Genomic DNA, 23804 nt, shown 5'->3' with positions numbered 1-23804 from the left:
TTTTACCTGTAGAGGTTAAATAAAGTCCCATTTGAGAACCAGAAAAGCTCCTCCTATTTAGGAAGAGCTTAACCAATTCATTCTTAAGACAAAGAATTTAAAGATTATTTAAAGGATTCACTGTATCCCCATTGATCATAACTTCAAAATGAAGGTGAGGGCCTGTCGAATTCCCTGTTGAACCCACCAATCCGATCGTTTGGCCTTTCGTTACGCTTTCACCTACCGAAACGAGTAACTTTGATGAATGGGCATAACGTGTGCTTACCCCATTTCCATGATCAATCACGATCATATTGCCATAACTGCCACCCCAGCCCGCACTTACCACTTTCCCAGAAGCAGCAGCAACAAACGGATCTCCTAGATGACCTGCGAGGTCAATCCCCGTATGCATGCTTCCCGAGCGATAACCGTAATAGGAGTTAATGTGTGAATTCAAAGGCCAACCTAGCCCAGAAACTCTCCCGCTACCGCGTGAAGCTGAAGCAACGTAAACGGTCTTTTGAGGTCCTTTGGCAACGACTTGGTCTACAGGTTCTTTAGTCACTTTTTCATCGACAATACTTTTACTTACGATCTTATCATTCTTCTGAACGTATGTATATGTGACATCTTTCTGTCCATCACTTCCAGCTTGTGCAATCTTAGTCTGTCCACTGCTTAGACTACTGTCCGTTTTAGAGACCACGTCAAAAGGAAGAGTCTCTTGATCCGTACGCGTTCCCGTGCTGACCACCGTTAAATAGGGAGTAACCTTCTCTAGATTAATTTTCTGTCCTAGTTTTATCTTCGTATCTAAAGTGGTTCCCGGATTTGCCGCAAGAACCTCCATGGTTAACATATTGTTCTTACGAGCGATAAGCCACCATGAGTCATTGGATTGAACGGTATACTCTATCTTTTGGATATTCCCTTGCTTAAGCTTTTCTAAAACCTGTTCCGGGGTTAAAACTTTGTCAGGAGAAACTTCCACGATTTGAGTGCCAACATTTTCTTCAAAGGATACCTCAGTGATTTGATTGGAATCACTTGGTTTATTAAAGCTGTCTTGATACGATTGCAAGAGTTTTTGAGCCTCTTCCAAAGTTGGAAGAACAAAAGTTGGCTGATCTGCAATCGTTATTGCACCCGCCTCAATATAAGTGGATAACTTCGCTTGTATCTCTTCCTCAGTAACAGGTTGAAATTCATCTTTGTTAATTCGAGCCGGTTCAAACACAATTTTATCATGGGTTTTCGCAATAACTCCAAGCGACGCACCCTTTTCTTCTAAAACGGATTGAATCAGATCCTGTCCACTTTTCTCATTCACAACAATTCCCACTTGTTCACCATTTATCACAAGATATGCTGCCGACGATGAACTTGCGAGATAATAACCTCCACTCCCTAAAAAGAGAAACACGGTCAACGTTCCAACGATAACTTTAGGTGATTTCCACCATTCTTTACTATGTAGCCAAGGTTTATTCTTAAGAAACAAGCTGAGACTAAACTTCTTCATCTGGGACCTCCAAATTATCCTTGATTTAGCTTTTAGGCTTCGCTATTGCTTAAGGGCAAATAATTATTTTCACATTGTCGGATGACAACCTTTTTATATTATACAAGATGTTTGTGAACTTTTGGTGAATTTTTTGTAAAAAATTATATTATCGACAAAAAAAATCCTAAGAGTAAAATATTCTCCTTTTTAAGTTATAATAAAAAAGTGAACTTTTCTTAAACAAACTTGGAGGAAACATATGCAACACAAATTTTCCCGCACAGAAATACTCATAGGCGCTCAAGGGCTAGAACGGTTAAATCAGAGCCATGTCATGGTTTTTGGTGTCGGTGGCGTTGGCTCTTATGCTGTTGAAGCGCTTACCCGTGCCGGAGTTGGCCGTTTAACCCTAGTGGACTATGATGAGATTTGCTTAACTAACATCAATCGCCAACTCCATGCCCTCTATTCGACAATCGGTCAAGCCAAAGTGGACGTCATGAAGGAAAGAATTGCTCAAATTAACCCTCAAGCCAAAGTGGATGCCCGCAAAGAATTTTACAACGAAGAGAAAGCAGACGAATTCTTAGGGAGCAAACCCGATTATGTTGTAGATGCAATCGATACTGTCTCAGGCAAAGTGAGTTTAGTCAAAGAATGCCTTAAGCGAGATATTCCTTTCATTTCCAGCATGGGAGCAGGAAATCGCTTGTCCGCCAACAATTACAAAATCACGGATATATCTAAAACGAGTGGAGACCCGCTCGCTAAAGCCGTTCGGAAGTTGCTCAGAAAAGAGGGGATTACTAAGGGCGTAAAGGTCGTCTATTCTCCTGACCTACCTCAAGAACCCTTGTCTATTGAATCAGATTGCCGGAATAATTGTATTTGTCCGGGTGGAGATGCTCATTGTGCATTGAAACGACAAATCCCCGGGAGTATTTCCTTTGTGCCGCCGGTCGTCGGTTTACTCATCGCTGGGGAAGTGGTACGCGATCTGCTTAAGAAGTAATTTATTCGAATATAAATAGCTAAAGCTCAGACCGTTAGGTCTGAGCTTTATTGTATTCCTATTAATGAAATTACATACCCTCTTCTTTTAATACTTCATTCATACTTCCACTGCGTAAACCTTGCAAATCTAATGTAACATAAGTGAATCCTAACCCCTTCAGACGCGTTACTATCTCCTCAATTACAGCATCCGTGAGCTTGGCGAAATCCTGACGTGGCAACTCAACTCGGGCAATCTCCTGATGATACCTAACTCGTCGTTCTTTGAAACCAAGTTGACGTAGAACAGTCTCTGCTTGGTCAATCATTTTTAACTTCTTTACTGTAATTTCCTCCCCATAAGGTATCCGTGAAGATAAACAGGCTAAGGACGGCTTATTCCAAGTAGAAAGGCCAAGTTCTTTTGATAAAAGTCGAATATCCTCTTTAGTCATTCCCACTTCCTGAAGTGGACTACGAACACCTTGCTCCTCTTTTGCTCGATGACCCGGTCGATAGTCCTGGAGATCATCAAGATTCGCTCCATCTACTACAATGCTAATCCCTTGCTCTACTTGAATCGCTTTTAATTTCAAGAAAAGTGTAGATTTGCAATAGTAACAACGATCTTGAGGATTCTTTCTAAAATTAGGGTCCGTGAGTTCGTTCGAATGGATCACAAGATGATTGATTCCAATCGTTTTTGCAGTTGTAATCGCTTCGTCTAGTTCACATTCTGGGTATGTTTCCGAAGTTGCTGTTACGGCCAGACTTTTCTCCCCTAGCATATCAAATGCAACCTTAGCCAAAAAAGAGCTATCCACACCGCCTGAATAAGCAATTAGAACAGAACCCATATCTTTCAATATATTTTTTAGCTTCGTTAATTTTAAATCCAAAGTCATACTCACTGAAAACTCCTCCATATTTCCTTCTTCCTATGTCTCCAATGCTTTCCCTGGGTAAAGAAAAAACAGGGGAAAACATAACACCCCTGTTTTAAATACCACTTTCATTTTACATCAATCGACTTAAAATTCAAGAGCTGTATCCCCTGTTGATGATCCTGCATTCCTATCATTATATTTATCTTTGTCTAGTTCGTGTAAAACCTTAGAAGATACTAGCCCTGTAACCATTGAGTCACTCACATTGAGCGCAGTCCTTGCCATATCAATGAGTGGCTCAATGGCAATCAGTAAGCCAACAAGTCCTACAGGTAACCCCATAATTGAAAGAACGGTAAGGGCTGCGAAAGTTGCTCCACCCCCTACACCCGCAATACCGAAGGAACCTAAGGCAACTACTATGACGAGTTTGAAAAGGAAAGCGGGTGTCATCGGATCAATTCCTACGGCAGGCGCTATCATTACAGCTAACATCGCTGGGTAAATCCCTGCACACCCATTTTGCCCAATACTCGTTCCAAAAGAAGCCGATAAATTCGCAACTCCATTGGAAACTCCAAGCCTATCTGTTAAGGCTTCAACCGTTAAAGGAAGAGTTCCTGCACTCGTTCTAGAGGTAAAGGCAAAAGTAAGCACGTGTACCGTCTTTTTTAAATAGGTATTAGGATTGAGTCCAAAAACGGCAAGGATAATCAGATGAATACCAAACATAATAAGAATTGCTGTGTACGAAGCTAAAACGAACTGCAATAAACGAAGAATTTCACTGACATTACTTGTCGAAACGAACTTCGTCATGAGCGCTAGAACACCATAAGGGGTAAGCCGAAGAACCAGCGTTACGATCCGCATGACGACATCATGAAAGGCATTCAAAAACTTTGTAAATAGCTCCGCTGATTCCGGTTTCGTCTTACGAAGGCCGACTGTGGCTATTCCGACTAAGGCTGCAAAAAATACAACGGATAAAGTGGCATTGCTACCTTGCCCTGTAAGTGCATAGAACGGGTTTGTCGGAATGATCTCTAGGAATTGATCCTGAATTGTCTTCTGTTGGAAGTCAGCCAATGTGCTAACCATTTTCTCTCCAGCCTGTGTTTCCTGCATTCCAACTTGAATGGAACTTGCATCTAAGCCAAAGGTACCGGCCGTTCCTGCACCTACTGCTGCCGCAATTCCTGCCGTAATCAGAAGTATGGCAATAATAGTTCCCGCTTTTTTACCTAAGTTCTTGGAATCTTGATTAATAATAGCTGAAGTTATCGCCACAAAAATAAGCGGAATAACTGTCATCTTTAATAACCTGACATAGCCATTCCCTACAAGAACAAACCAGGTATTCGCCTCTTTAACAATAGTTGACGTTGCTCCATAAGCATATTGAAGAATCACTCCATACAAAATACCCAGAATTAAGGCTGTAAAAACTCTCACTGTAAATGAATATCGTTTTTTCTTTTTCATCCATACAATTCCATAAATAAGACTGAGCATGATAATGACATTCAATAAAACATGCAATAAATCCACGCTAAATACCTCACTTCATATTATTATTCCTACTAAACATATATGTTATATATGTATTATACTTTCTTTGTTTATAAATCGCAATAGAAATTTAATTTCATCGCTTTTAAAACTTCTAACTTATACAATAGTGTTAACTATCAAATAATAAAGTTTACAGAGTTAACGGTCGTAATGAAGGGAAAAAGCAATGCAATGTCGTATTAGTGTTATAATGTAACTAAGCTTATTTTAGTATTCTTGTTCGATATTGATATAATCTCAATTTCAAAATATACATCAAGTGGAGTGGAAATATGCAAGATAGACTTTTCGAAGCTATTCCTTTTGGCATCATTGTTTTAAACGCCGATAATCAGATTCTACGGAAGAATAAAAAAGCCAGTGAATTTCTTCAGTTTTTAGATTCACAGGAGCTCCCCACCCTTCTGAAAACATTGAAGGAGGAGCAATTAACTTCGCGGATAGGTTCCAATAATAAAGCCCTGTATATTCAATATTTTGAAGTTGAAGGCTCACCCAACTCATTACTTCTTCTAGGAGATGAACCTGATTTTACAAGCAATTCGCCCTCTATGTTTGAACAAAGTATTGAAGATTTTCCAGCAGATCCTCATGACGTGGTTGATCGCATTGTTGCTCTTATATCCGATGCTATAACCTTCGAACGTTTTGACTTATTACGAATTGATCCTCAACTTCGCAAATACACATATGAATACTCCATCGGTGTTAATATTGAGGGAACGGTCCATACCGCCTACTCTGAAATTAAGGACTCTGGGCTCGGCTGGATTTTTAAAAACGAAGCTCCCCATCTCGTATACGATCTGGGGCAAACCAGCAGCGGCTTCTTTGAGGACCCCCTTCTCTCTCAAGCCGGGTTCAAATCTATTCTGCGGGTTCCTATTCTTTTTGATCATGGGGTTGTTGGAGCCATGCTGCTGGCAAGCTCAGAAGTTGGACGTTTTCAACTAGAAGATGCCTTTTGTCTTGTCCAGCTAGCCAAGCTCATTGCTCAAGTCTTCTTTCACTCCGGTCTTGCATTACAACACGAATATAAAAAACTATCCTCTACAGCTTTCTCTCAAGCTGTCGTCGCTCTTGTGAACGAAACAAATATTAAAGATTTTCTCGGGGAGTACTGTGAAAAGTTGAGAATCACTGCCGAAATGGATCATGTCGCTATTTTCCTCCTTGATGATAAAAAGAAGCAACGGCTATGCCTAGCAGAAGCGGGGAGGGAATCTCTCGATAGTAGCGATTGGATCCTGATTCCCGATACGGGAATGAGGGAAATGCTTCAGAATCAATCCATCGTTTCCTTTAATTTAACAGACCCTCACTATTCAGATGCGGCTCACCTCATTGGCAAAGGTTTTACCTCAATCGTTTACTCCCCCATAATCAATAATGGAGAAATAGTTGCTGCATTAGGCGCGGTTTGTTTAGATGAAAGAGCACTCACTTCCTTTACTGCCGGTTTATTTAAATTCTTCACCGAGCAATTAAATCTCATTTTTGAAAAAGTTCCCCTTCAGCCCATGCTGAAACCATCGCCTGCTAAGCACCGTAAACCCTGTCAAGCTATCCATCTCGGATTTCAAAATATTATTGGAACTTCTCAAGTGATGCAGGAGACAATTCACCGAGCGGCTACAGCCGCTCAATACGAATTTCCGATCCTTATCACAGGGGAAACTGGAACCGGTAAGGAGCTTTTTGCCAAAGCCATTCATCAAAGCAGTAAAGTTGCCGTCGGTCCCTTTATCGTTGTGAACTCAGCAGCAATTCCAGAAAACCTGCTTGAGTCTGAACTTTTTGGTTATCAGGAGGGAGCCTTTACCGGTGGTTTAAAAGGGGGAAAGCGCGGCAAAATTCTCCTTGCTGATGGCGGTACCTTATTTCTTGATGAAATTGGCGAACTTTCCCCCGAACTTCAAGCGAAGCTTTTACGCGTAATCCAAGAACAAGAAGTAGAACCTCTCGGATCAACTAAACCTATCCCTGTTCATGTCCGAATTATCTCTGCCACTCACCGAGATCTCAAACAAATGGTTCAGGATGATAAATTCCGCGAAGATTTACTCTATCGCCTTAATTCAATTGAAATCCAGCTCCCCGCTTTACGTGAACGTGCAAATGACATCATTGAACTTGCTGATCATATGCTTAAAGACCTTGCTGAACGACATGGCGTTCATCCCAAAACCTTCTCTCAAGGTGCTCGCGAACTCTTACTGCAATATAGCTGGCCAGGAAATGTACGTCAACTTCAGAATATTATCAATCGCCTTTTTGTTTTTATAGAGTCTGAAATAATTCAGGCGAAGGACCTCCCCCCCGATTTTCGTTCTACACCTGAAAGCTCATCTGAAACTGAGAAAGATAAATTAGAACATCTTCTCACTGAATTTGGAGGGAATAAGACGGCTCTAGCTCACTTCCTAGGAATTACACGTACAGGGCTTTGGAAAAAATTGAAACGTTTAGGCTTGCAATAGTCCACGAAGTTTGGACGTGAAAATACAAGAAAATACAATTAAAAAGCGAAAACTATTGCAGTTTTTATTGCAAAGGATTAAACTTTATATAATATATAATAAGCGAGAGGTTAGGAGGCTGTATTATGACAGAAATTCAAGTCAATAAAGTAGGAAAAGTTGGAGTTTTACCTACTGATAAGGCACTTGGTTTTGGTAAGATTTTTACGGACCATATGTTCGTAATGGACTATACATCTGGAAAGGGCTGGCATTCTCCACGAATTATTCCTTATGGCGGTTTAGAAGCTCAACCCGCGATGATTGTGTTCCATTATGGGCAAGCTATCTTTGAAGGCATGAAAGCGTTTAAAACGGCAGATAATCGAGTCAATATCTTTAGGCCCTACGAATATTTAAATCGATTCAATCGCTCTGCAAAGCATCTTTGCATCCCGGAAATGGATGTTGAACAAATCCATGATGCCTTAATTCAATTATTAACTTTAGAAAAAGACTGGGTTCCTAATCAACCTGGTACCTCCCTTTATATCCGGCCCTTTGTCGTTGCTGATGAACCCCATCTTGGAGTTAAAGTCGCAGACAGCTATAGATTATTCATTATCCTCTCTCCAGTCGCAGCTTACTATGCAACAGGCTTTAATCCTGTCAGTATTAAAGTAGAAGATAAGTATGTAAGAGCGACCAAAGGAGGATTAGGGGAAGCTAAAACCCCAGCCAATTACGCAATGAGTTTAGCCGCTCAACAAGAAGCTTATGCCGAAGGTTTTGGACAAGTTCTATGGTTAGATGCAGTTGAGCGTAAATATATCGAAGAAGTAGGAACGATGAACATTCTCTTTAAAATCAATGGGGAAATCATCACTCCTGCACTAAACGGAAGTATTTTAGGGGGAATTACCCGTAAAACGGTCCTCGAACTATGCCGGAGCTGGGGCCTAAAAGTCACCGAGCGTCAGATCTCAATCGAAGAAGTCTTTGAAGCCCATGCTAAGGGTCAATTAGAAGAAGTTTTTGGCTCAGGAACAGCTGCTGTTATCTCGCCAGTGGGTGAACTTTCTTGGAAAGGTCAAAAAATCGTAATCAATAACAATCAAACAGGCGAATTTGCTCAAAAATTGTTTGACTATATTACTGGCGTTCAATCCAATAAAATCGCAGATCAGTTTAACTGGATGGAAGAAGTAAAATAAGAGTTATATTCAGTACCAGTAAACAAAAATCGGGTAGCTCAGTTCAAATTGCTGAGCTACCCGATTTTTTCTCATTTGAGCGAAGTTTAAGCGTTACAAGCCTGAACAAAGCCCTCGAAAAGCTTGCGACTATGCTCTTCTGTCCGTAGCACTTCTGGGTGCCACTGAACACCCATGCAAAATTTGGCCCCGATCTTTTCAATCCCCTCTATAATCCCATCCGATGCAACAGCATTTTGGATAAAACCATCGGGTACAATAGATACCGCCTGATGATGTAAACTATTGACTTGAATTTTTTCACTACCCACTATTTGTTTGAGCTGTGAATCAAGGACCTCCACCTCATGCCACATATATTCACGAGGAACAGTTTGATTATGTTCAAATGAGAGAGGGCATTCTGAACGTATATCTTGGAAAATCTTCCCGCCTGCAGCCACTGCCAGGGCCTGAATTCCTCGACAAATTCCGAGAACCGGGAAATCGGACTGCATGGCGTACCAAGCTAAAAGAAGCTCTCCCTGGTCTCGTTCAGGAATACAACTTTCAATTCCTCGTTTCGGCTGCTCACCGAGAAAGACGGGAGCGATGTCACCCCCACCCGTAAAGATTATGCCATCCAGGAAATGAAGGACTTCTTGGGCCTCCTCTTCTCCTTGTACGGGTGGGAGTAAGAGAGGTTGACCCCCTGACTTTCTGATCCTCTCAACATAAAATTCACGCGGAAACGTTTTCAATTCTTCTGTACAATGAGCGACCGTGATTCCAACAATCGGTTTCCGAGCCATTTCTAACTCCCCCTTACTTCTCTTTTTCAACACTAGAAATTAAAACAGCGTCGGTTTAAGACATCCCCACGCTGTTAGGTATTTTTTATTGATATACATTTTAAATCAGATATCCGTTAATCCCAAACTAATTTCAATCGCTTGATCTACTCTCAGCATAACTTCTTCGTCCAGCACTGCTACTTTCTCTTTTAAACGACTTTTATCAATGGTCCGAATTTGCTCGGTTAAAATAACTGAATCTCGTTCGAGTCCACTCCGTTTTGCACGAACTTCAACATGAGTGGGGAGTTTAGCTTTCGCAATCTGAGAAGTGATCGCCGCAATGATAGTCGTCGGACTAAACTGATTTCCGATATCATTTTGAATCACCAAGACGGGACGTGTTCCGCCTTGCTCGGAGCCGACGACGGGGTTAAGTTCTGCGTAGTAAATTTCCCCGCGCTTTATAATCATCACTGACACTCCATATGTTTCTCAATAAAATACTGACTAGCTTCCTCTTCTGTAGAAGACAATTCTTTAGCAATAGCCAAATTGAGTTGAGCCATCTCTTTGTAGCCTTTGATCATTTGCTCGCGGATTCCCTTCTTCCGTCGTTCGTGAAGAATACTATTAATAGCCTCTCGAATAAATTCGCTGCGATTTCTCTTCTCTAAGGTAACTATCCCATCCACTTCCGCAAGCAAACTTTCTGGCAGACTTATCATAATCCGCTTACTTTCCGCCAACATCAGCACCCCCAAGTCTTATAGCCATAGCTATACTTCATTATAGACAATAACTGCAAAAGGTGTCAATGAAGCTAGCCCTGTAGACAAGGCAAAAAGGGCTATATAGCTCGATTTATCCAAATGTAATTAATGGAAAAGGGGATTTATTATAAAGATTCATCCATCAACACCTATAGTATGTGAGTATAGCTTAATTGATATACTTAGCTCCTGTTTAATATTCGTTGAACCATAGTTTGATGAGTCAATAATTCAAGCTGGTCATCCAAAGCCGCGAGCTTACCCGAGCTTCCAGACCGTTCGAAAGCTAGGGCAATCAGTAGATCTGTAAAATGCGGATTTTTCGGCAAAAGTGGCCCATGGAGATATGTACCGAAGACATTTTTATAATGCATGCCTTCAGCACCATCTTCACCGTTATTTCCATTCCCATATAGGACCTGTCCCAATGATGCTAGACCGTTTCCTAAAAAAGTTTTGCCTGAATGATTTTCAAACCCAACCAAGGTCTCTAGTGGCTTTATCGATAATTGTGCGCTTTGCTCATTTAATCCGTTTTCTAATTTGACCACGACATTACCAATTAACCGTTTAGATCCCGCTTCAGTCCAGAGATCAAGAAACCCTAATCCGGGAATTTTCTTTCCTCCAGCCATTTGATAGTATTGCCCTAATAGTTGATACCCTCCGCAAATGGCCAACACAACCAAGCCATCTTCGATTGCAGCTTTAAATTCCTGTTTTCTCTTCATTAAATCTTCAACAAGAATATCCTGTTCGCGATCCGATCCTCCGCCAATAAATAAAATATCGATCTTCGAAAAATCAAGGGGATCCCCAAGAGAAACCCTTTGGACCTTAGCCTCAATTCCTCGCCACTGTGCACGTTGCGTTAAGGTCAAGATATTTCCTCTATCCCCATAAAGGTCCAGTAAATCAGGATAGAGATGGCCAATCTTAAGCTTCACTCTTTTCCCTCCTCACCTGTGTTTCTGCGTTCACAGCCCTTTTCTTGAGAATCTCACGTACCGGGAAAAGCGCAGTATATGTCGGAAAAATAAAAACCGATTCTTCTCTCGTACCCACGCTCTGTAACTGTTCTACGGCATTCTCTATGGTATGTTCAATCTTCAGTTTCTCCACCGGAACCCCCGCATATTTCAAACGTAAAGCCATATCTTCCGCTCTTAACCCTGAGCAAGTAATCTCCTGAATTTGATCGACATGCTCACCTAGAATTTCAAATTGGACATCCCAAAGCCATGAAATATCGCGTCCATCTGCAGCTAAATCGTTAATGATGATCAACAGCCTAACCTGCTTTGCATCCGTGCTAAAGACCGTTTGAAGCACTTGATTAAACCCTGTCGGGTTCTTCACCAGGGTTAGAGTAATCTTTCCTCCTGGCAACTCAAATCGTTCCATACGTCCAGCCTGGGGAATAAACTGACGGATTCCCCGTTCAATCTCTTGTTCCCGAATACCCAAACGCTTTGCGGCTGTAATAGCAGCTAATGCATTATAAAGATTGTAGTACCCTTGAAGCGCTAGCGCATATTCGGTTACCCCGACTCTAAATTTAAGGTCAGCCTCCTCAGGGTGGACATCTTGTGCTAAAACCTGCACTTTAGGTCGCGCAAAATCACATTCTGGACAGCGGTATATTCCGAGTTGACCATAATGAAATAGGGAGTAATCCAGAGGAGCACCACACTGAGGACAAAATCTTGCTTCTCTTGTCTCTGTGCTCTGAGTTTTGCTTTCGGGGGTCTTATCTACCCCAAAATAAAGCGCATGTTGACGGGCTATCCCAAATTGAGCGACGAGAGGGTCATCTGCATTTAAAATAAGATAGGTTTCTGCAGGAAGCGAGTTTTTCACGAGCTTAATCGTCGTATCGAGCTCTCCATACCGATCCAGTTGATCACGAAAAAAATTAGTGATAATAGCCACTTCAGGCTGAACTTGTTCACAGAGCTTAGGAACCGTGGCTTCATCAACTTCAAGCAAGGCGAGATGAACCTTTGTCTTTCCCAACCAGCTTGTATTAAATAAAAGTGCCCCGGTAATTCCCGTCACTAAGTTTGCCCCAGCTTGATTAAATGCAAAATTCTTACCTGAGGTTCGCAAAATTTGAGCTAAAAGATTCGCTGTCGTCGTCTTACCATTCGTTCCCGTAACAATGACAATGCCTTCTTGATACTCGGCAGCGAGATCTCGTATGATTTGAGGATTAATTTTGAGTGCCACCCTACCCGGTAAAGTGGTTCCTTTTTTCCCGAGGAGTTTAAGGAGCAAAGCTATCTTCTTGCCCGCCCATAAGGCTCCCCAAAATCGCCATGTCCGCTTCACAAACGTTTCTCCTTCACGTTTCATTGCTTTACCAATTTTAGCACTCTTCGGGCAGGCTTATCAACCAAAAACGGAATACATCTTCAAGAAGTATCACTTTGAGTTAGAGTTAGAGTTAGAGTTAAAATCTAAACCTAACTCTAACTTATAAATATTTTTTTAGGTTTTATACATCGGCAGGGAAATAAATTACTTTGTAGAAATAATCAAGAATCACTATAGAATTTATCCTATTTATATTTATTGAAGGACGTGATTATATGTCTCTTTTTAATCGATCGGTTAACCCTGCATCAATCCCTGAGGAAAGCTCTGATTATCATAAACTCTATGAATGTTTAAGCCATTGTAATTTTACAGAGCTCATCAAAACGGATATTTCTGCATCGAGTCCCCTATACCCTGTAGTAGAAATCTTAAATCGCGTCATTAGCGAGCGCCAGGATGCCGCTTCCTCTAGTTTAGCAAATCTCGATGCAACCGTGCAAAATCTAACGAACATGACCTCTATTCGACAAATGATTATCAATGTTACTGAACAGACAAATCATTTAGATAATATGTCTGCTCAAGCCGAAGAAATGGGAGCTGCCGCAAATCAGGTCGCTACTTCTGCCAGTAACTCGGCAACTTTTGTGGAACAAGCAGCATCAACGGCGCTTTTAGGCGGAGAGAAAATCCAGCAAGCCATTCAATTTGTAGAACAGTCCTTTGATGATTTCGCAAAAGTTAGTCAGCAAGTACAAGATGTGCTTCTCTCCATGCAGGAAATCGAACAAATCGTAGGAGTGATCGCAGGGGTTGCTGACCAGACAAATCTACTTGCTCTGAATGCTGCCATCGAAGCAGCACGTGCGGGCGAGCAAGGGCGTGGCTTTGCAGTCGTCGCTGATGAAGTCCGTAAGCTAGCAGAGCATACCAAAACTTCGGTAACCGATATTCGAGAAAAAATCTCAGGACTAAGTCAAAACTCACGTGAAACAGCGCGGAATATTTCTACGCTTGCCGAAGCCATGCAAAATGGAAAAAGCATCATGCAGCAGGCTGCAGAATCCTTGCAAGGTATCATCAATAACTTTGGGTCTATTACAGAAGATATTCACAATATTGCTGCAGGCAGTGAAGAACAAAGTGCCGCAATAGAAGAATCGGTGAGCCATATCGCTACTATCGCGACAGAAGCAGAAGAAATCGAGAAAATCGTAAAAGCCACAGGGCAAGGAGTTTATGATATTAGTAAGGACTTACAAAAAGTTCGAACCATGCAGATAGGACAGCTATCTGAAATTAAAACCCGACAATCCCTAGAACTCTTTAAGACAGACCACTTGCTTTGGACATGGCGAGTATATAACATGGTCCTCGGATTTGAACATCTCAAATCCTCTGATGTCGGAAATCATCATGAATGTCGTTTAGGCCATTGGGTAGACAGCCAGGATGCCGATAACCTTCGATCTCTTCCCGCATTCAAACAAATCGAAATTCCTCATAAGCAGGTCCATGACTTAGCTCGTGATGCAGCTCTCGCTTATGAACAAGGCAATATCTCTAGGGCGGAACAAATACTAGAGAAAATGGAGCAAGCTTCTGAAAAAGTTGTACAATCTCTAGATGTGCTGCAAGCTCAATGTATGGACTGAGTTAAAACGAATTTTTAATTTAGAAGGAGAAGTTTATGGTTTTCAAATTTAAAGAAAAAACGCCTAATCTGGGAAATTCCGTGTTTATGGCTAAAGGAACTCAGGTGATCGGTGATGTCAAGATCGGAGATGAATCGAGCGTTTGGTACAATACGGTCATCCGTGGCGACATGGCCCCGATTACCATCGGTAAAAAGTGCAATATTCAAGACTCAAGTGTGCTTCATGTTAACGAGGGCCAACCCTTAACGCTTGAGGATGAGGTTACCGTCGGCCACTCCGTCATCCTTCATGGTTGTACGATTAAGCATGCATCATTAATTGGAATGGGATCTATCGTTATGAATGGATCCGTGATTGAAGAAGAAACTATGGTCGCTGCGGGCTCGCTCATCACAGAAAACAAAACTTTTCCGCCCCGTGTTTTGCTTATGGGGTCGCCGGCTAAGGTCATTCGAGAGTTAACCCCAGCAGAAATCGCTTCCCTTCATGAAACAGCCCAGGGCTATGCCCAAAATGCAAAAGAACACCAAAGGAATAAAGAAGTACGCTAAAATCTGAATTTAAAAAAGGCTAAATCCTCATCCAACATCCAACTGACGAGGGTTTAGCCTTTTATTTATTTTTTTTTATAACCTCTTCTGCTACCTGAACCTGCGGAAGTCTTAAATCCATCGCTTTTTTCTGAATGTGGCGTAATGCTTCAGGTTCGCTCATCATCTCCTTTTCCACAAGCAACCACTTAGCTTGTTCAATAATTTTTCGTTCATTCATGCGTTTTTTTAAATCATCACGCTCATTTTTGAGTTGACTCATCGAATTTCTTACAGACAAAGCAAAACGAGCACTCTGACGCAAGGTAAGACTATTGATCGGTTTAGGGAGGATCAAGGCTCCTGTTTTTTCTAAGTTTTCCTGCATATTTACCAGCTGGTCAGGACGTGCAATAACAACGATTCCTGCTGAAGTCTTTTCATGAGCATCAAAGATTAGATCTATCCCCGGCTCATCCGGAAGCGGGGTACTGATAATCATTAAATCGGGTTGAATATAAAAAAACTGTCGGCGTGCCTCATTTGCCGAATGAGCGCAGCTTACAGGATAAAACCCTTCTTTTATTAGCATCGCTTCCATACTACGTGCAACTTCAGCTTTTCCACAAACGATAAGAACACTCCCTGCGCTCATCTAAAATCCCCCCTTTGTGCAGGGCACGTTACTCCTAAAAGGATTTCAAATACTTATTAATCTCCCAGGGGTGAATCGCGTTATCATAGTCTTCCCATTCCGACATTTTTGCTGAGTAATACTTATTAAAAATATGGTCACCTACGGTCGAGCGAATAAGCTGATCTTTCTTCATTTCCTCAAGAGCTACGAAAAGGTTCGAAGGTAATCGATCGATTTTTAAACGTTTCTCTTGCTGTGGAGAAAGATTGTAAATATTGACATTCACAGGCTTAGGTAACTTTAGACCCTTGTTCAATCCTTCAAGCCCAGCTTCCAAAAGTAAGGCCAATGTCAAATAAGGATTGCACGTCGGATCAGGACTTCTGAGTTCAAGCCGAGTTCCCTCTCCACGGGGAGTAGGAACGCGCAAGAGAGGGCTTCTGTTCATCGGCGCCCACGCAATATGCACAGGGGCTTCAAATCCTGGCGTTAAACGTTTATATGAATTCACGAGAGGATTAGCAATGGCCGTAATCCCTTTAATATGTTTCAATAGTCCAGCCGCGAATTGTTTTGCCGTATCAGAGATATCACTTTGATCTTCTTCCTTATCCTTATCAAATAAGTTTATCCCATCTTGTGTTAAAGACATATTAATATGCATTCCTGAACCGCTCACACCAGGAAGCGGCTTAGGCATAAATGTGGCATGAAGGCCATTATGTTGAGCCATGATTTTAACAACCAATTTAAACGTCATAATATTATCTGCTGCAGTCAAAGCATCCGTATATCGGAAATCGATTTCATGCTGACCCGTAGCCGATTCATGATGTGAGGCTTCGATTTCAAAACCCATCTCCTCGAGTGTTAAACACATCTCACGGCGTGCATTTTCTCCTAGATCAATAGGTGCTAAATCACAATAACTCGCTGTATCATGCGTAATCGTCGTTGGCCTACCTTCATCGTCAGTATGGAATAAAAAGAATTCACATTCAGGTCCGACTTGAAAGACATAACCGAGCTGCTCCGCCTTTTGCAAAGTCCGTTTAAGAATATAGCGGGGATCCCCTTCAAATTGCGTTCCATCATGTTTTTTGATATCACAAATGATTCGAGCAACCTTTCCCTGCTGAGGTCTCCAAGGCATGACCGTAAATGTCTCCGGATTCGGGAAAAGCAACATATCAGAGGCTTCAACGCCAGCAAAACCAGCAACTGAGGATCCGTCAAACATAATACCATTTTCAAAGGCATTTGAAAGTTGTTTATCGGTAATTGCTATGTTTTTCATTCTACCAAAAATATCTGTAAACTGCAGACGTATAAATCGAACGTCATTCTCTTCCACAAATTTTAGGCAATCCTCTTTTGAAAAATGCATTAGGGTTACTCCTTTCAGCCTTCTTTAGGTTTTTTATAAGTCTATCATACTTTGTCTTACCCTTCCATTATAGATATTAACAGGGAAGCCCGCAGCACCTTTATCTATAATGCTACGAGCTTCCTACTTACTTAATTGCCTTACTTAATAACACTTTTACCCATGAGGTATTTATCGACTTCCCTTGCGGCAAGCTTACCTTCTTGAAGTGCCCAAACAACGAGGCTCTGACCCCTTCTTGTATCGCCGGCAGCGAATACCTTCTCAACATTTGTCTCAAACACTTCGAATTCCGCTTTCAAATTGCTCCTCAAATCCCTCTCAAGTTTAAGCTCGTGGGGAATTATATCTTCTGGACCTAGAAATCCCATAGCGAGAAGCACCAAATCAGCACGCCACACTTTTTCGCTGCCAGGAATTTCTTGAGGAACTAAACGACCCGAGTCATTTTTGACCCAAGTGATCTTTACCGTGTGAACCTCTTTGACCTCGCCCAACTCATTGCCTACAATTTTTTTTGTGGAGATGAGGTAATTTCTCGGATCCTGTTCATACAAGGCTATGGCCTCTTCTTGACCATAGTCAACTTTTAGCTTCTTTGGCCATTCGGGCCAGGGATTTGATTCCTCAATTCTCTTTGCAGGAGGCTCGGGCATAATTTCAAACTGGTAAACACTCTGACAACCATGCCTTATCGAGGTAGCTACACAGTCTGTTCCCGTATCCCCTCCGCCAATGATGATCACATTCTTATCTTTAGCGCTGATATAGTTTCCGTCCAGTAGCTGAGAATCAAGAAGGCTTTTGGTGTTAGCTTTGAGAAAATCTACTGCAAAGTAAACTCCCTTGAGGTCTTTACCTTCAACATCAAGTCCCCGCGCCTTAGTCGCTCCTGTACATAGCACCACAGCATCGTTCGTGTCCACCAATTCCTGCGCAGAGATATCTTTACCGATCTCTGTGTTCAGTACGAATTGGATTCCCGATTCCTTCAGAAGCTTGAGGCGACGTTCCACGATACCTTTATCAAGTTTCATATTAGGGATCCCGTACATCATCAATCCGCCCGCTCTGTCATTTCTTTCATAAACCGTTACGTCATGTCCCACTGCATTTAAAAAATAGGCAGCTGACAACCCCGAAGGACCAGAACCGACAATTGCGATTTTCTTACCGGTGGCTTTCGCCTTTTTAGGGGCGACCCAACCTTCAGCAAAGGCTTTCTCGATAATCTCATATTCAATATTGTTAATCGTAACAGACTCCATAATATGGCCTTCAGTACATGCCCCTTCACAAGGCGCTGGACACACTCTTGACGTAAATTCTGGAAAAGGGCTGGTTCTTGACAGCCTTTGATAAGCTTCCTTCCATTGTCCTTTATAAATCAGTTCATTCCATTCTGGAATAAGATTATGCAGAGGACAACCTGAAACCATTCCTTTTAACATTACCCCGCCATGACAGAAAGGAACTCCGCAGTTCATACAGCGAGCACCCTGATTTTTTACATCCTCAGGATCCATCGGCAACTTTAGTTCTTTCCAGTCTTTGATCCGTTCTTCTGGCGGCCGTTTCCGCGGATTCATTCTTTTATACTCTAAAAATCCAGTTGCTTTTCCCATTTTAGTCCCACCTTAATTTCCTTAAGAATCTCCAGTCTTCTTAAACTCTCAAGCCTTTTTAAAGTTCTCTTCAAAGGCGGCCATCAAGGCTTCTTCGCCACTTAAACCTGCCTTGTGAGCTTTATCAATGTTTTCAAGCATACGTTTGTAATCTTTCGGTATTACCTTTGTGAATCTCAGAGAATAGTTTTCCCAATCTTTAAGAATCTTCTTGCCCTGGCGACTACCCGTATGCTCAACATGCTTTTGAATCAGTTCCTTAATTTCATTGAGTTCTTCTTCAGATTCAGGTTTTTCTAAAAGTACCATGGATTTGTTGCAGTATATCTCGTCAAAATCCAGAATATAGGCTACCCCACCCGACATTCCAGCCGCAAAGTTCCTTCCTGTTTTACCCAGGATAACCACTTTACCACCGGTCATATACTCGCAACCATGTTCACCCACACCTTCAACGACCGCCTGAATTCCGCTATTTCTTACACAGAACCTTTCGCCTGCTATCCCATTGATATAGGCTTCACCTGAAGTTGCTCCATAGAAAGCAACATTTCCGATCAGGATATTTTTCTCAGGCTCAAAATCAGCAGTCTTCGGTGGATAAACAACAATTTTACCCCCTGAAAGGCCTTTTCCTAAATAGTCGTTAGCGTCTCCTTCAAGTTCAAGAGACATTCCTTTCGGGATAAAGGCCCCAAAACTCTGTCCTGCCGAGCCTACAAAGGTGAGCTTAATCGTATCTTCAGGAAGTCCCTCTTCTCCATATCGCTTCGAAATTTCACTTCCTATGACTGTTCCGACAACGCGATCAACATTGTTAATCTTTAATTTAGCTTTAATGGGTTTTTTATTCTCCAGAGCAGGTTTACAGATTCTCAGTAGTTTTTTAACATCCAATGATTTTTCCAGCATATGGTTCTGAGATTGGGTATTGAATCGACCAACTTCAGCTCCCGCATAAGGTTGATAAAGAATTTGGGATAGATCCAGACGCGAAGCCTTCCAATGCTTCACATTCTCTTTAGTTTTAAGTTTATCGGCACGTCCAACCATTTCGCGAATTGTTTTAAACCCTAGTTTAGCCATGATTTCACGCATTTCCTGAGCGATAAACCGCATGAAATTTTCAACATACTCTGGTTTTCCTGTGAAGTTCTTCCTTAAATCTTTGTCTTGAGTCGCTATGCCTACAGGACAAGTGTTAAGGTTACAAACCCTCATCATGACACATCCCAGGGCAATCAGCGGTGTTGTTGCAAATCCGTATTCCTCAGCTCCAAGCATTGCCGCAATGACAACATCCCTACCTGTAAGCAACTTTCCGTCTGTTTCAAGAACCACTCGGTCTCTCAGCTTGTTCAGTACCAAAGTCTGATGCGCCTCAGCAAGTCCAAGTTCCCAGGGAAGTCCTGCATTTCTAATACTCGTTCTTGGAGAAGCCCCAGTTCCACCATCGTAACCGCTGATCAGAATGACATCCGCTTTTCCTTTGGCTACCCCTGCAGCAATCGTTCCAACACCGACTTCAGAAACGAGTTTAACATTGATTCGTGCATCACGATTCGCATTTTTTAAATCATGGATGAGCTCAGCTAGGTCTTCAATGGAATAAATATCATGGTGCGGTGGTGGTGAAATAAGATCGACGCCTGGGGTAGAATGCCTTACCCTAGCAATTTCCGGATAAACCTTAGGTCCCGGAAGTTGCCCACCTTCACCCGGTTTTGCTCCCTGAGCCATTTTGATTTGTATTTCCTGGGCATTCACCAAGTAATTGCTGGTGACACCGAAACGTCCAGATGCAACCTGCTTAATTGCACTCTTCTTAGAATCGCCATTAGGCAGAACCTTGAAACGTTCGCTGTCCTCTCCGCCTTCACCCGTGTTGCTCTTTCCGCCAAGTCGATTCATCGCAATAGCTAGGCATTCATGAGCTTCCTTGCTGATTGAACCATATGACATTGCTCCAGTCTTAAATCGTTTAACAATGGAATCCACCGATTCTACTTCTTCGATAGGAATGGTATCTCCGGCATTGTACTTGAAAGCGAGGAGATTTCTTAAAGTATATATTTGTTCATCGTTGATCTTTTTTGAAAAGTCCTTGAACAGCGAGTAGTTCTCTTCTCGGCATGCCCTCTGAAGCATATAGATCGTTTCTGGAGTGTAAAGGTGAGTCTCTCCATCCTCTTTACATTGGAAGTATCCTCCCACTTCAAGGGAATCCGTATAGAGTAAATTTTCATCAAAGGCACTATCATGTCTCATCTGATTTTCTGCTGCGATTTCTTCAAGTCCTATGCCTTCCATTCGTGAAGGTGTCGCTGTGAAATATTTATCGATGAGATCTTTTTTCAGCCCGACCGCCTCAAAGATTTGAGCTCCATGATAGCTCCGAACTGTCGAAATACCCATTTTCGAAATGACTTTGAGAATGCCTTTGACAGAAGCTTTAATGAAGTGCTTTTGACCTTCTTCATAACTAAGTCCATCAAGTAAGTCCTTTTCCGAAAGATCCTTGATCGTTTCATAAGCGAGATACGGATTGATTGCGGTAACGCCATAGCCTATAAGGGTACAGAAATGATGAACTTCCCTCGGTTCTCCTGATTCCAACACAATTCCAATGTTAGTTCTAATCTCTTTGCTGATCAGGTAGTGATGAAGTCCTGAAGACGCCAAAAGGGCAGGGATGGCTGCTAACTCTTTATTTACCCCTCGATCTGAGAGAATAATGATATTAGCGCCTTCGCTAATCGCTTTATCCGCTTCTCTGAAGATCCGCTCTAGTGCTTTTCCCATCTTTCTTGCCCCTTCCGAAGCTTTATAGAGGATGGAAATTGTCACAGTCTTAAATTGATCATTATTCAAATGTTTAATCGTCTTAAGTTGCTCATTCGTCAAAATCGGATGTTCTAGAAAAAGACTTGCAGAATTAAACTGATCAGGGTCTAGTAAATTTCCAGTGTCACCTAGCAACACACTGCTTGAGGTCACAATCTCTTCCCTGATCCCATCAATTGGAGGATTTGTGACCTGAGCAAATAGCTGTTTAAAATAAAGGTACAACATTTGGGGTTTCTCAGATAGTACAGCGAGCGGTGAATCTATGCCCATTGCACCTACAGGGTCTTTGCCTTCGACCGCCATGGGTTGAAGGGTTTTTGTGATATCCTCAAACGTATATCCAAATGCTTTTTGCTGTTTGATAAGGTCTTCCGAAACTTTTTCGCTTTTTATTTCTACAGCCGGTAGATCGTTGAGCTTCACAATATGTCTATTATTCCATTCTTCATAGGGCTGCATCAAGGATACGCTTTGCTTGATTTCTTCATCAGAAATGATTCGCTGAGCCTCAATATCAATAAGGAGCATTTTTCCTGGTTCTAACCGGCCTTTATATTGAACATTTTCAGGCTTGATATCAATGACTCCTACTTCTGAAGCCAGTACTACCTTATCATCTTTGGTCACATAATAGCGAGAAGGTCTGAGGCCGTTGCGGTCCAGTACGCCGCCAATAACCGTTCCATCAGTAAAAGCCATAGCCGCAGGACCATCCCAGGGCTCCATTAAATAGTCATGGAATTCATAGAATTCCTTTTTTTCTTTAGACATCAGATTATTTTTTTCCCAGGGCTCTGGGATCATCATCATCACTGCGTGAGGAAGTGACCTTCCGGTAAGGTGAAGGAATTCAAGGGCGTTGTCGAACATCGCCGAGTCACTCCCTGACTCGTCAATGATAGGATAGACTTTTGTAATATCCTCAAAAAGAGGGGAATCCATTGATTTCTGTCTTGCCTTCATCCAATTCACGTTCCCGCGAATCGTGTTGATTTCCCCGTTGTGAACAATATAGCGGTTAGGGTGTGCCCTCTCCCAGCTGGGGAAGGTATTTGTACTGAACCTTGAATGAACCATAGCTAATGCTGATACAAAATCAAGGTCGGAAAGATCAAGATAGAAATTCCGGAGTTGCTCTGCTGTCAGCATGCCTTTATAGGCGATGGTTTTTGAAGAAAGACTCGCTACATAGAAGGTTCCACCCTTATCTTCACACATCGGGACAATAGCCTTTTCCGCCCGTTTTCTGATGATATAAAGCTTTCTTTCAAACTCCATTTCGTCCTTGATCGCTTCACTTTTTTCGATAAAAACCTGCAAGAATCGAGGCATAACCGCTTTTGCACTTTCCCCAATTGTGGTCTTATCGATAGGAACTTCTCTCCAGCCGAGGATCTTTTGTCCTTCCTCTTGCACAATTTTTTCAAAGGTTTCCATCTGTGTTTTTCTGAAATCATCATACTTATGAGCAAAAATCATTCCTACGCCATAGTCGCCTTTTTCTGGCAAATCGAACCCCAGAACATCACATTCTCTAATAAAGAAATCATGCGGGATCTGAATCAGAATTCCTGCGCCGTCACCTGTATTTTCATCAGCTCCGCTTGCCCCTCTATGATTTAGATTTTCCAGTACCGTTAAAGCTTCATCTATAATTTCATGAGACTTCTTACCCTTGATATTAACGACAAATCCCATACCACAGGCATCATGTTCTAATGCTGGATCATAAAGTCCTTGTTGCATTGGCAAACCATAACTTTGCATATTCCTCACCCTTCATTGGTATTTATAAACAAAAAAGCACCCAAAGAGAATGTACCTAAATCAGGGGGTACAAAACTCCTTTGAGCGCCTTTGCTCTACAATATTGAATTAAATTTAACTTAACATAAGAGCACACTAAAATTCAACTGTTTTATGCAATGTATACAATATATAAACAAGAGATGAGCCGATTATTAGACTTTCCCTATTCCGGAAGCTTTTCAATGGCTTTATTGCTACTCACAACCACAAGAATATCCCTTTCTTGAATCCTTGCATCCGCACCTGGGGCAACCTCAACCTTTTTCCCGTTTTTAATCGCCATTACGCTAATTCCATACTTCGCACGTAAATTTAATTCTCCCAGTGATTTACCAATGAACTTATAAGGGGTAAGGATTTCCACAATACTGTAGTCGGGGGAAAGTTCAATAAAATCCATAATGTTCGCTGTAACAAGATTATGGGCGACCCGGACTCCCATATCCTTTTCCGGATAAATGATTTTATCCGCTCCGACTTTCTCTAGAACCCTGCCATGCAAATTGGTTTGAGCTTTGGCAACCACATACTCTATTCCCATTTCTTTCAACATTAACGTAATTAAAATATTAGCCTGGAGATCATCTCCGATCGCGACAACAGCCACATCAAAATTACGAACACCCAAAGCTCTTAAATTCTCTTCCTCGCGAGCATCGGCTTGAACGGCGTGGGTTACTTCGTTCATAATGGCCTGAACAGCATTTTCCTTCATATCAATTGCTAAAACGTCATGACCTAGAGAACTCAATGTTCGTGCCACGCTCGTTCCAAAGCGTCCTAAACCAATAACGACAAATTGTTTATGCATCTCAGGTCTCCCTCCTGT

18 protein-coding genes are annotated in these 23804 nt (G+C 41.9%); 5 read left to right on the top strand and 13 right to left on the bottom strand.

Features of this window, described 5'->3' with window-relative positions; all coding sequences use genetic code 11:
• Positions 1–97: 97 nt before the first annotated feature.
• Positions 98–1507, bottom strand: coding sequence for a LysM peptidoglycan-binding domain-containing M23 family metallopeptidase (locus tag DESME_RS04015; protein WP_006715142.1), 1410 nt, complete (start codon positions 1505–1507; stop codon positions 98–100).
• 241 nt (positions 1508–1748) lie between these two features.
• Here DESME_RS04015 and DESME_RS04010 point away from each other — a divergent pair, with 241 nt between their 5' ends.
• Positions 1749–2501: a tRNA threonylcarbamoyladenosine dehydratase gene (locus DESME_RS04010; protein WP_006715143.1), complete on the top strand. Its 753-nt coding sequence runs from the start codon at positions 1749–1751 to the stop codon at positions 2499–2501.
• A gap of 70 nt (positions 2502–2571) precedes the next feature.
• On the opposite strand, the gene larE is transcribed toward DESME_RS04010, so the two are convergent.
• Complete coding sequence (gene larE / locus DESME_RS04005; protein WP_006715144.1) at positions 2572–3387, bottom strand: ATP-dependent sacrificial sulfur transferase LarE; 816 nt, start codon at positions 3385–3387, stop codon at positions 2572–2574.
• A gap of 126 nt (positions 3388–3513) precedes the next feature.
• Positions 3514–4920: an L-cystine transporter gene (locus DESME_RS04000; protein WP_006715145.1), complete on the bottom strand. Its 1407-nt coding sequence runs from the start codon at positions 4918–4920 to the stop codon at positions 3514–3516.
• Positions 4921–5216: 296 nt separating this feature from the next.
• Between DESME_RS04000 and DESME_RS03995 the strand changes: the two genes are divergently transcribed.
• Together DESME_RS03995 and DESME_RS03990 are read left to right on the top strand one after the other, a co-directional pair.
• Positions 5217–7424 (top strand): sigma-54-dependent Fis family transcriptional regulator, encoded by a 2208-nt coding sequence (locus tag DESME_RS03995; RefSeq protein ID WP_006715146.1) that lies wholly within the window; start codon positions 5217–5219, stop codon positions 7422–7424.
• Between the two features lie 125 nt (positions 7425–7549).
• Entirely contained in the window at positions 7550–8617 is a 1068-nt protein-coding gene (locus DESME_RS03990; RefSeq protein WP_006715147.1) for a branched-chain amino acid aminotransferase, read from the top strand.
• Positions 8618–8703: 86 nt separating this feature from the next.
• Here DESME_RS03990 and DESME_RS03985 read toward each other — a convergent pair whose 3' ends face one another.
• The 5 genes from DESME_RS03985 to DESME_RS03965 all read right to left on the bottom strand — a co-directional run bounded on the left by DESME_RS03985 (position 8704) and on the right by DESME_RS03965 (position 12494).
• Positions 8704–9408 carry a gamma-glutamyl-gamma-aminobutyrate hydrolase family protein gene (locus DESME_RS03985; protein WP_006715148.1) on the bottom strand — a complete coding sequence of 235 codons (705 nt, stop codon included), beginning with the start codon at positions 9406–9408 and terminating at the stop codon, positions 8704–8706.
• A gap of 105 nt (positions 9409–9513) precedes the next feature.
• The gene (locus DESME_RS03980) at positions 9514–9864 is read right to left on the bottom strand and encodes a type II toxin-antitoxin system PemK/MazF family toxin (protein WP_005817423.1); all 351 of its coding nucleotides are present in this window, start codon (positions 9862–9864) and stop codon (positions 9514–9516) included.
• Positions 9864–10139: a CopG family ribbon-helix-helix protein gene (locus tag DESME_RS03975; protein WP_025248646.1), complete on the bottom strand. Its 276-nt coding sequence runs from the start codon at positions 10137–10139 to the stop codon at positions 9864–9866. Before DESME_RS03975 ends, DESME_RS03980 begins: the two co-directional genes overlap by 1 nt.
• Before the next feature lie 206 nt (positions 10140–10345).
• Entirely contained in the window at positions 10346–11110 is a 765-nt protein-coding gene (locus DESME_RS03970; protein WP_006715150.1) for a type 1 glutamine amidotransferase, read from the bottom strand.
• Positions 11100–12494, bottom strand: coding sequence for a MurT ligase domain-containing protein (locus DESME_RS03965; protein WP_006715151.1), 1395 nt, complete (start codon positions 12492–12494; stop codon positions 11100–11102). The genes DESME_RS03970 and DESME_RS03965 overlap by 11 nt, the downstream gene beginning before the upstream one ends.
• A gap of 260 nt (positions 12495–12754) precedes the next feature.
• Here DESME_RS03965 and DESME_RS03960 point away from each other — a divergent pair, with 260 nt between their 5' ends.
• Together DESME_RS03960 and DESME_RS03955 are read left to right on the top strand one after the other, a co-directional pair.
• Positions 12755–14137 carry a methyl-accepting chemotaxis protein gene (locus DESME_RS03960; protein WP_006715152.1) on the top strand — a complete coding sequence of 461 codons (1383 nt, stop codon included), beginning with the start codon at positions 12755–12757 and terminating at the stop codon, positions 14135–14137.
• 35 nt (positions 14138–14172) lie between these two features.
• Positions 14173–14691 (top strand): gamma carbonic anhydrase family protein, encoded by a 519-nt coding sequence (locus tag DESME_RS03955; RefSeq protein ID WP_006715153.1) that lies wholly within the window; start codon positions 14173–14175, stop codon positions 14689–14691.
• Between the two features lie 61 nt (positions 14692–14752).
• Here DESME_RS03955 and DESME_RS03950 read toward each other — a convergent pair whose 3' ends face one another.
• From DESME_RS03950 to DESME_RS03930, 5 genes are all read right to left on the bottom strand, one after another.
• Positions 14753–15325, bottom strand: coding sequence for an ANTAR domain-containing response regulator (locus DESME_RS03950; protein ID WP_006715154.1), 573 nt, complete (start codon positions 15323–15325; stop codon positions 14753–14755).
• A gap of 34 nt (positions 15326–15359) precedes the next feature.
• On the bottom strand, positions 15360–16694 hold the full coding sequence (gene glnA, locus DESME_RS03945) for a type I glutamate--ammonia ligase (protein ID WP_006715155.1): 1335 nt from the start codon (positions 16692–16694) through the stop codon (positions 15360–15362).
• Between the two features lie 140 nt (positions 16695–16834).
• Positions 16835–18319, bottom strand: a complete 1485-nt coding sequence (locus tag DESME_RS03940) for a glutamate synthase subunit beta (RefSeq protein WP_006715156.1) — start codon at positions 18317–18319, stop codon at positions 16835–16837.
• A 48-nt stretch (positions 18320–18367) separates the two neighbouring features.
• The gene (gltB, locus tag DESME_RS03935; protein ID WP_006715157.1) at positions 18368–22933 is read right to left on the bottom strand and encodes a glutamate synthase large subunit; all 4566 of its coding nucleotides are present in this window, start codon (positions 22931–22933) and stop codon (positions 18368–18370) included.
• 205 nt (positions 22934–23138) lie between these two features.
• The gene (locus DESME_RS03930) at positions 23139–23786 is read right to left on the bottom strand and encodes a potassium channel family protein (RefSeq protein WP_006715158.1); all 648 of its coding nucleotides are present in this window, start codon (positions 23784–23786) and stop codon (positions 23139–23141) included.
• Between the last annotated feature and the right edge of the window lie 18 nt (positions 23787–23804).

It is taken from the genome of Desulfitobacterium metallireducens DSM 15288, assembly GCF_000231405.2.
Classification (GTDB): Bacteria; Bacillota; Desulfitobacteriia; order Desulfitobacteriales; family Desulfitobacteriaceae; genus Desulfitobacterium_A; species Desulfitobacterium_A metallireducens.
The sequence above is the reverse complement of the archived record's forward strand: the minus strand, read 5'-3'. Positions and strand labels throughout refer to the sequence as shown.